Consider the following 8398-nt stretch of genomic DNA (forward strand, 5'->3'; position numbering starts at 1 on the left):
CGGCACCAAGATGATCCATCTGGGCAAGGACACCCGTTCGCGGATCGTGTCCAAGGGCATTTCGGCCGGTCAGGCGCAGAACACCTATCGCGGTCTCGTCTCGATGCACCCGAAAGCCACCGACTCGCGCAACTACACGCAATGTGACTCGCTGCTGATCGGCGACAAATGTGGCGCGCACACGGTTCCCTATATCGAGGTGAAGAACAACTCGAGCCGGGTCGAGCACGAGGCCACCACCTCGAAGGTGGATGACGACCAGCTGTTCTATTGCCGCGCCCGCGGGATGGACGAGGAAGAGGCCGTGGCCCTTGTGGTCAACGGGTTCTGCCGCGAAGTCCTTCAGGCGCTGCCGATGGAATTCGCGATGGAAGCCCAAAGCCTTGTGGCGATCTCACTGGAGGGGAGCGTCGGGTGATCTTCACGCGCGCAAATATCGAAATTGCCGAGGATCTGCCCCATTTCGGGCATAATCCTTATGCATGTCTTAACCTGTCCAAATGGATAGGTGAGGACCATGACGATATCGAGCGCCAGCTTCAACGATCGCCTCGCGCGGATCGAGAAAACGCGGAAATCGGCGAAGGGCCGGATTCAGCTGCATATCGGGGATCAGGAAGCCTGGGTGGCCAACGATTCCGCGATGCTGCGTCAGGTCATCGCCAAGCCGCGTCACTCGCGGCTGGCCGTGTTCAAGGTCCTGTCCGCGCTGATGGTCGGCGCGATCGGGATGATGGTCGTCACCGCGCTCAAGATGCGCTTTCTGACGCCGGAACTGGCCGAGAAAGTGGGCTCCAACCCGGATCTGGTCCTCGTGGTTGCGGCGGTGCTGACCGCCTTCGGGCTGGGCATGATGCTGCGGCTCTCCTCGGTGAAACTGATGGCGGTGCAGCTGCTGGGCGTCGCGCTGGCCTTCGTGGGGCTGCACAATATCGCCTTCTGGCAACCGGACATGGCGGCGCTCGCCTTCACGCCGGACTGGGTGGAGCAGCAGACCGCGCAATTCGAGCCGCGCACCCTGCGCTACGCCGAGACCACCATCCGCTTCTGACCCTTTGCGCGCCCGCCGCGGCCCGCACGGGTCGCAAACCGGGAGAGCGCGCATGATCGTCACCACCACCCCTTCCATCGAGGGTCGCCCGATCGCAACCTATCACGGCATCGTCGTGGGCGAAGCCATCATGGGCGCCAATGTCGTCCGCGATATCTTCGCGCAGGTCACCGACATCATCGGCGGCCGCTCCGGCGCTTACGAATCCAAATTGCAAGACGCGCGCGCCACGGCGCTCGGCGAGCTTGAAGACCGCGCCCGCGAGCTGGGCGCGAATGCCGTTGTCGGCGTCGATCTCGACTACGAGGTCGTCGGCCAATCCATGCTTATGGTGTCGGCCTCCGGCACCGCTGTAACCGTATCCTGAGGAAGAACCATGCTTGATATCAAGAACCTGCACGTCAAACTGGAAGAAGAGGACAAGCAGATCCTCAAGGGCGTCAACCTGAGCGTCGAGTCCGGGAAGGTCCATGCGATCATGGGGCCGAACGGCTCGGGTAAGTCCACGCTGTCCTATGTGCTCTCGGGCCGCGATGGCTACGAGGTCACCGAAGGCGAAGCGCATCTCAACGACACCGACCTGCTGGATTCCGAGCCCGAAGAGCGCGCGGCCGCAGGCCTGTTCCTCGCGTTCCAATACCCGGTGGAAATCCCCGGCGTCGGCAACATGACCTTCCTGCGCACCGCGCTCAACGCGCAGCGCAAGGCGCGCGGCGAGGAGGAAATCTCGGCTGGCGACTTCCTGAAACTGGTGCGCGGCAAGGCGAAATCGCTCAAGATCGACGCGGATATGCTGAAGCGTCCGGTCAATGTCGGCTTCTCGGGCGGTGAGAAAAAGCGTAACGAAATCCTGCAGATGGCGATCCTCGAGCCGAAGATGTGCATCCTCGACGAGACCGATTCCGGTCTCGACGTCGACGCGATGCGTCTGGTGGCCGAAGGCGTGAACGCGCTGCGTGATGAAGGCCGTTCCTTCCTCGTGATCACCCACTACCAGCGCCTGCTCGACCACATCAAACCCGATGTCGTCCACATCATGGCGGACGGCCGCATCATCGAGACCGGCGGGCCGGAACTGGCCCTCGAAGTCGAGAAGAACGGCTATGCCGACCTGCTCGCGAAACACGGGATCTCGGAGGTGATGGCGTAATGTCGGCAGTCGAGAAAATGACCCCCGCCGAGACGCGGCTGGCGCGCGTTTCTCTGCCCGACGGGTTCGGGCCGCAACGCCGCGCCGCGCTGGACCGTCTGAACGCGATGGGCCTGCCGGGCCGTCGCGACGAATACTGGCGCTGGACCAACCCGACCGATTTCATCGCGCCCGATCCGGTGCCCGCAGCGCCGTTCAGCGATGACGAGCCGGAGATCTTCGGCGAGATCGATCGTCTGAAGATCGTGTTCCGCGATGGCGTGTTCGATCCCGAGGCTTCCGACGATCTGTCGATGTCCGGCGTCGAGATCCTGCGTCTGGCCGATGCGCCCGACGTGAACTGGGCCAGCAGCCTCTACGGCACGCTGGAAGCCAACGGTCAGGACCCGGTGACGCGTCCCTTCGCAGCGCTCAACACGGCGTCCGCCACCGATGGCGTCCTGATCCGCGTGACCGGTGCCGCCGAGAAACCCGTGAGCCTGATTTACACCCATGAATCAGAGACTTCCGATCCGATCCTGCATCACCTCGTGAAGCTGGAAGAGGGCGCGGAGATCACGGTTCTGGAGAACGGCCCGGCGGGCGCGCGCTTCAACAAGCTGATGGAAGTGGACGTCGCCAAAGGCGCGAAATTCCACCACATCCGCGTACAGGGCCGCGACCATGAGCGTCGGGCGATCACCTCGATCTTCACCCGCGTGGCGGAAGAAGGCCTGTTCAAGAGCTTCACGCTGACCTCGAACGGGGTGCTGACGCGCAATGAATGCGTGATCGACATCGTGGGCGACGACGCGAATGCCCACGTTGCGGGGGCAGCTCTTGGCGATGGCAAAACCGGCAAGTTCCACCACGACGACACCGTCTTCATTACCCACGGGGCGGAGCGCGGCGAGAGCCGTCAGGTCTTCAAGAAAGTGCTGAAGAACGGCGCCGAGGGCATCTTCCAGGGCAAGATTCTCGTGAAGCCGGGCGCGCAGAAGACCGATGGCTACCAGATCAGCCAGTCGCTGCTGCTCGACGAGAACAGCCAGTTCCTCGCCAAGCCCGAGCTCGAGATCTACGCCGATGACGTGCAGTGCTCGCACGGCTCGACCACCGGCGCGATCGACGAGACCGCGCTCTTCTACCTGCGTTCGCGCGGCGTGCCGGAAGAGGAAGCCACCGCGCTTCTGGTTCTGAGCTTCGTCGCCGATGCCATTGAAGAGATTGAGGAAGAGCGGTTCCGCGATGCAATCCTGACCCGGTTGGAAGGGTGGCTTGCACGCCATCGCGGCTGAGGCGCTGCGATGTCCGCGACCGACGATATCCGGCGCAGCTATCGGCGTCCGCGCGTGGTGATGCGCGAGCATCTCGCGCGCCCGGCCTCCGAGCCGCGCGCGCTGGTCTTCCTGCTTGCGGCGTTGACCGTGATCTTCATCGCGCAGTGGCCGCGGCTGTCGCGGATCGCCCATGAGATGCCCGACCAGCCGATGGTCGGGCTGATGATGGGCACGGTGCTGGCGCTGCTCGCGACCGTGCCCGTCTTCTACGCGATTGCGGCATTGAGCCACCTTGTTCTCCGGCTCTTTGGAGGGCAGGGAAGCTGGTATGGTGCGCGGGTCGCGCTGTTCTGGTCGCTTCTGGCGGTCTCGCCGCTGATGCTGCTGCAAGGGCTCGTGGCGGGATTCATCGGGCGCGGCGCGGAACTTTCGCTCGTTTCCGCGCTTGTGACGGTAGCCTTCGTCCTGCTATGGGGCGCAGCGTTGCGCGTGGTAGAATTCGAAGGAAAAACAAACTGATGCAGCCCGATCTTAAAGAATGGCTTATCCGTAGCTTCACCGATCCGAAATCGGTTGCGCGCGATTTGATCGGGCTGAATCTGAACGCCAATGCGCGGTTCATGGCGATGGTGTTGGTGGTCGTGATGACCGCAATCCTCGGCACGCTCGCGCAGCTGGTGTTCTCCTTCATCACCAAGGTGGATATCGGCACGGTGACGCCGCCGCTGACCGTGGTGGGGCTGCAGGGCGCGCTTCTGGTCTATGGCGCTTTCGCCATGTCTTTCGTCGGCCAACGCTTTGGCGGACAAGGGAAATTCCCGGATGCGCTGCTGCTTCTGACCTGGATCGAATTCGTTCTGATGATCGGTCAGATGATTCAGGTCGTGCTGATGGTCTTCTTCCCGATCTCGGCCACCCTGATGTCGGTGCTGCTGGTGGCGCTGATGTTCTACTTGCTGGTGCAGTTCACGATGGTTCTGCACGGGTTCGAAAACCCCGTGGCGACCGGCTTCGGGGTTATCCTGACCTTTCTGGGCTCGGCGATGATCGCGGGGATCGTGCTGGTCTCGACCGGCCTCGTGCAAATGCCCGCAGACCCCGCGTCACTCTGAGGTGCTCCATGTATGATATCGAAAAAATCCGCGCGGATTTCCCGATCCTGACGCGAGAAGTGAACGGCAAGCCATTGGTTTACCTCGATAACGGGGCCTCGGCGCAAAAGCCGCGTGTTGTGATCGATGCGATGACGCGGATGTACGAGCACGACTATTCGAACGTGCATCGCGGGCTCCACACGCTGTCCAATATCGCGACCGAGAAATATGAGAGCGTGCGCGGGATCGTCGCGCGCTTCCTGCATGTCGCCGATGAAGAGCAGATCGTGTTCACCACCGGCTCGACCGAGGGGATCAACCTCGTCAGCTACGCCTGGGGTGCGCCGAACCTCGAGCCGGGCGACGAGATCATCCTGTCGGTGATGGAGCACCACGCCAATATCGTGCCGTGGCATTTCCTGCGCGAACGGCAGGGCGTGAAGCTGGTCTGGGTGGAGCCTGAGGCCGACGGATCGCTGCCGCCCGAGAAGGTGCTGGAGGCGATCACGCCGCGCACCAAGCTGATCGCGATCACCCATATGTCGAACGTGCTGGGCACCCGGGTCGATGTGAAACCGATCGCACAGGCTGCACGGACTCGTGGAATCGCGACGCTGGTGGACGGCTCGCAGGCGGCGGTGCATGGCCCCGTCGATGTCGACGATCTGGGCTGCGATTTCTACGTCATCACTGGACATAAGCTATACGGACCAAGTGGTTCCGGGGCACTCTTCATCCGTCGCGATCGGATGCTCGAGATGCGTCCCTTCCTTGGCGGTGGCGATATGATCGACACCGTCACCCGCAATACGGTGATCTACAACACGCCGCCGATGAAGTTCGAGGCGGGGACGCCCGGCATCGTGCAGCAGATCGGCATGGGGGTCGCGCTCGATTACCTGATGGGGATCGGGATGGAGAACATCGCCGAGCACGAGCGCGACCTGCGCGACTACACTGCCGAAAAACTGAACGGGCTGAACTGGCTCAACCAGCAGGGCACCGCGGCGGATAAAGGCGCGATCTTCTCGCTCACGCTGAACGGCCCGGCTCATCCGCATGACATCTCGACCATTCTCGACAAGCGGGGCGTGGCGGTGCGTGCGGGGCAGCATTGCACCGGTCCGCTGATGGAATGGCTTGGGGTCACGGCCACGGCGCGCGCGTCTTTCGGGATGTACAACACCCGTGAAGAGGCCGATGCGCTGATTTCCGCGCTCGAATTGTGCCACGATCTGCTAGGCTAAGGGCGCCGCTCGGCGAGGGGACTTGCTTTTGCTGCGATGCAGCATAACTCTGCGGCAGGGAGGCAGGCAGCGAAAGGGCCGAGCCGATGAACCGCAAGAGCATTAACCTCGCATTGCAAGGTGGGGGCGCGCATGGCGCGTTCACCTGGGGCGTTCTCGACCGTTTTCTGGATGAAGAGTGGCTAGACTACGCGGCGATCTCGGGCACCTCTGCCGGGGCGCTGAACGGGGCTGCGTTCAAGGCAGGCTATGCCCGTGCCGGTCGCCAAGGGGCGCGCGCGTCTCTGGATGAGCTTTGGAGTCAGGTCGCCGAAAGCGTCGATCTGCGGCTTGAGCGGCTGATGCCTGCGCAACTGCCCGGCACCGAGGCGCTGACGCGCTGGTTCGACGCCTTCACTCCGGCGGCCTTCATCGACGGCATGTCGCGGGTCTTCTCGCCCTATGACGCGGGGCCGTTCTACGTCAATCCGCTAAGTTCGGTGGTCGAGCGGTTTCGCTATCGCGATGTCTGCGCCGAAGAAGGGCCGCGGCTGCATGTCTCGGCCACCAATGTGCGCACCGGAAAAATCCGCGTCTTCACCGGTGAAGAGATCACCGCGGATGCCATTCTCGCCTCGGCCTGCCTGCCGGAAATTTTCCAGGCGGTCGAGATCGAGGACCCGAAAACCGGCCGGACCGAAGCCTATTGGGATGGCGGCTATACCGGCAATCCGCCGCTTTTCCCGCTGTTCGAACCGGCCTATCCGCGCGACGTGGTGGTGATTTCGATCAACCCGCTCTGGCGCGACGAGATCCCGAAAACGCCCGCGCAGATCGACGAGCGGGTCAACGAGATCAGCTTCAACTCCTCGCTGTTACGCGAATTGCGAGCGATCAATTTCGTGCATCGGTTGATCCGGGAGGACCGGCTCCCCGAAGGGGCGATGAAGGATGTGCTGATCCATATGATCGCCGATGACGACGTCATGGGCGAGCTGAGCGCGAAATCGAAGATCCTGCCCGAATGGGGGATGCTCGCGAAGCTGAAACTGGCGGGCCGGGCTGCGGCGGATCGCTGGCTCGACGCCCATGCCGACAAGATCGGCAAAGAGGCGTCGACCGATCTTCAGGCCTTGTTCGACTGAAGTTTCACCTTGGTTTTCTTCGCGGGTTTCGCCTCTTTCGGCTGCGGGTAAACCAGACCGGCGGAGATGATCAGCTTCGCCGCATCCTCGACCGACATGTCGAGATAGGTCACCTGCGATTGCGGAACGAAGAGCAGGAAGCCCGAAGTCGGGTTCGGCGTCGTCGGCAGGAAGACCGAGATCAACGGATCGCCGTCTTCGGCATTCGCCGCGATCTCGCCCTTCGCGGTCGAGGAGACGAAGGCGACCGCTTTCAGCCCCTCGCGCGGATATTCGATCATGCAGGCGCGGTCGAACTTGCCTTCGGACTGGCTCAGCACCGTTTCCGCGATCTGCTTGAGCCCGCTATAGACTGTGCGCACGAAGGGCAGGCGGTCGACGATGCTCTCGCCGAAGCGCAGCATCGTGCGCCCGAAGAAGCCCTTGGCGAGCCAGCCGACGATCACGGTGAAGACAAGGAAGATGATGACGCCGAGCCCGCGCACATTGATGCCGATATAGCGTTCGGGGCGAAGCTCTGGCGGCACCAGCGGCAGCACCCAGCCGTCGACCCAGCCGGCCATCGTCCACATGAGCCAGATCGTCAGGCCGATCGGCGCGACGACGATCAACCCGGTGAAGAAAGAGGCGCGCAGCGCGGCAAAACGCGAGCGGCGGCGCGGATGGGGGTCGTCTTTTGTCATGATCTGGATGCGCCCTCTCGTGGCGATGCGTTGCCTGCTATCTAGGCAGCGCCGCCACGATGGGCAATGGGCCGCGTATCAGGCGGACCGCGCTGTGATGATTTCGCCCGCGATTGCGGCAGCCAGACGGGCGTTGTTCAGAACGAGGGCGATATTGGCTTCGAGCGAACGACCTTCGGTCAGCTCGAAAATGCGCGAGAGCAGGAAGGGCGTAACTGCCTTGGCCGCGATGCCCTGCGCCTCGGCTTCTTGCAGCGCCTGTTCGATGACCGGAACGATTTCCTCGCGGGCGATCTCGGCCTCTGCGGGGATCGGGTTCGCGATCAGCTGGCCGCCCGGCAGGCCGAGGGCTGCGCGTGCGAGCTGCGACTTGGCGATCTCGGCTGCGCTGTCTGCGCGCAGCGGCGCGGGCAGGCCGGAATTGCGCGACCAGAAGGCGGGGAAGGCGTCTTGTCCGTAGGCGATGACCGGCACACCGTGGGTCTCCAGCACTTCGAGCGTCTTCGGCAGATCGAGAATTGCCTTGGCGCCCGCCGCGACCACGCTGACCGGGGTCTGCGCCAGTTCCAGAAGGTCGGCGGAGATGTCGAAGCTGTCTTCCGCGCCGCGATGCACGCCGCCGATCCCGCCGGTGGCGAAGACATCGATGCCCGCGAGGTGCGCGCAGATCATGGTGGCTGCAACGGTGGTGGCCCCGGTTGCGCCTTTCGCGAGGCACACCGCCAGATCGGCCCGGCTGACTTTCATCGCGTCCTTGGTCTGAGCGAGCTGCTCAAGTTCTTCCGGCTCC

The 8398-nt window shown here is 63.3% G+C and carries 11 protein-coding genes; 9 read left to right on the forward strand and 2 right to left on the reverse strand.

What is annotated here, in order from left to right; translation table 11 throughout:
* The 9 genes from B3D39_RS16870 to B3D39_RS16910 form a co-directional block, all read left to right on the forward strand.
* A partial coding sequence (locus tag B3D39_RS16870; RefSeq protein WP_286789910.1) for a SufD family Fe-S cluster assembly protein occupies positions 1-418 on the forward strand: 418 nt, incomplete at its 5' end.
* 99 nt (positions 419-517) lie between these two features.
* The gene (locus tag B3D39_RS16875) at positions 518-1051 is read left to right on the forward strand and encodes a hypothetical protein (RefSeq protein WP_274963711.1); all 534 of its coding nucleotides are present in this window, start codon (positions 518-520) and stop codon (positions 1049-1051) included.
* A 52-nt stretch (positions 1052-1103) separates the two neighbouring features.
* A complete protein-coding gene (locus tag B3D39_RS16880) occupies positions 1104-1418 on the forward strand; it encodes a heavy metal-binding domain-containing protein (protein WP_078520716.1) in 315 nt (104 codons plus the stop codon).
* Between the two features lie 9 nt (positions 1419-1427).
* The gene (sufC, locus tag B3D39_RS16885; RefSeq protein WP_075774850.1) at positions 1428-2201 is read left to right on the forward strand and encodes a Fe-S cluster assembly ATPase SufC; all 774 of its coding nucleotides are present in this window, start codon (positions 1428-1430) and stop codon (positions 2199-2201) included.
* Positions 2201-3478 carry a Fe-S cluster assembly protein SufD gene (gene sufD / locus B3D39_RS16890; RefSeq protein ID WP_274963712.1) on the forward strand — a complete coding sequence of 426 codons (1278 nt, stop codon included), beginning with the start codon at positions 2201-2203 and terminating at the stop codon, positions 3476-3478. The genes sufC and sufD overlap by 1 nt, the downstream gene beginning before the upstream one ends.
* Before the next feature lie 9 nt (positions 3479-3487).
* Positions 3488-3979, forward strand: coding sequence for a Yip1 family protein (locus B3D39_RS16895; protein WP_274963713.1), 492 nt, complete (start codon positions 3488-3490; stop codon positions 3977-3979).
* A complete protein-coding gene (locus tag B3D39_RS16900) occupies positions 3979-4572 on the forward strand; it encodes a YIP1 family protein (protein ID WP_274963714.1) in 594 nt (197 codons plus the stop codon). The genes B3D39_RS16895 and B3D39_RS16900 overlap by 1 nt, the downstream gene beginning before the upstream one ends.
* A gap of 8 nt (positions 4573-4580) precedes the next feature.
* Complete coding sequence (locus B3D39_RS16905) at positions 4581-5801, forward strand: cysteine desulfurase (protein WP_078550311.1); 1221 nt, start codon at positions 4581-4583, stop codon at positions 5799-5801.
* A gap of 86 nt (positions 5802-5887) precedes the next feature.
* Positions 5888-6925 carry a patatin-like phospholipase family protein gene (locus B3D39_RS16910; RefSeq protein ID WP_274963715.1) on the forward strand — a complete coding sequence of 346 codons (1038 nt, stop codon included), beginning with the start codon at positions 5888-5890 and terminating at the stop codon, positions 6923-6925.
* On the opposite strand, the gene B3D39_RS16915 is transcribed toward B3D39_RS16910, so the two are convergent.
* Both B3D39_RS16915 and B3D39_RS16920 read right to left on the reverse strand, forming a co-directional pair.
* Positions 6907-7608 carry a DUF502 domain-containing protein gene (locus B3D39_RS16915; RefSeq protein WP_274963716.1) on the reverse strand — a complete coding sequence of 234 codons (702 nt, stop codon included), beginning with the start codon at positions 7606-7608 and terminating at the stop codon, positions 6907-6909. The two genes, B3D39_RS16910 and B3D39_RS16915, sit on opposite strands and share 19 nt — an antisense overlap.
* 78 nt (positions 7609-7686) lie before the next feature.
* A partial coding sequence (locus tag B3D39_RS16920; RefSeq protein WP_274963717.1) for a pseudouridine-5'-phosphate glycosidase occupies positions 7687-8398 on the reverse strand: 712 nt, incomplete at its 5' end.

This window comes from Thioclava sp. UBA3469, assembly GCF_002378135.1.
Classification (GTDB): Bacteria; Pseudomonadota; Alphaproteobacteria; order Rhodobacterales; family Rhodobacteraceae; genus Thioclava; species Thioclava sediminum.

Bases quoted from the DNA above. Each gene is read 5' to 3' on its own strand.
- B3D39_RS16875 (WP_274963711.1), top strand. From the start codon at position 518: ATGACGATATCGAGCGCCAGCTTCAACGATCGCCTCGCGCGGATCGAG.
- B3D39_RS16905 (WP_078550311.1), top strand. From the start codon at position 4,581: ATGTATGATATCGAAAAAATCCGCGCGGATTTCCCGATCCTGACGCGA.
- B3D39_RS16900 (WP_274963714.1), top strand. From the start codon at position 3,979: ATGCAGCCCGATCTTAAAGAATGGCTTATCCGTAGCTTCACCGATCCG.
- B3D39_RS16910 (WP_274963715.1), top strand. From the start codon at position 5,888: ATGAACCGCAAGAGCATTAACCTCGCATTGCAAGGTGGGGGCGCGCAT.
- B3D39_RS16880 (WP_078520716.1), top strand. From the start codon at position 1,104: ATGATCGTCACCACCACCCCTTCCATCGAGGGTCGCCCGATCGCAACC.
- sufD (WP_274963712.1), top strand. From the start codon at position 2,201: ATGTCGGCAGTCGAGAAAATGACCCCCGCCGAGACGCGGCTGGCGCGC.
- sufC (WP_075774850.1), top strand. From the start codon at position 1,428: ATGCTTGATATCAAGAACCTGCACGTCAAACTGGAAGAAGAGGACAAG.
- B3D39_RS16915 (WP_274963716.1), bottom strand. From the start codon at position 7,608: ATGACAAAAGACGACCCCCATCCGCGCCGCCGCTCGCGTTTTGCCGCG.
- B3D39_RS16895 (WP_274963713.1), top strand. From the start codon at position 3,488: ATGTCCGCGACCGACGATATCCGGCGCAGCTATCGGCGTCCGCGCGTG.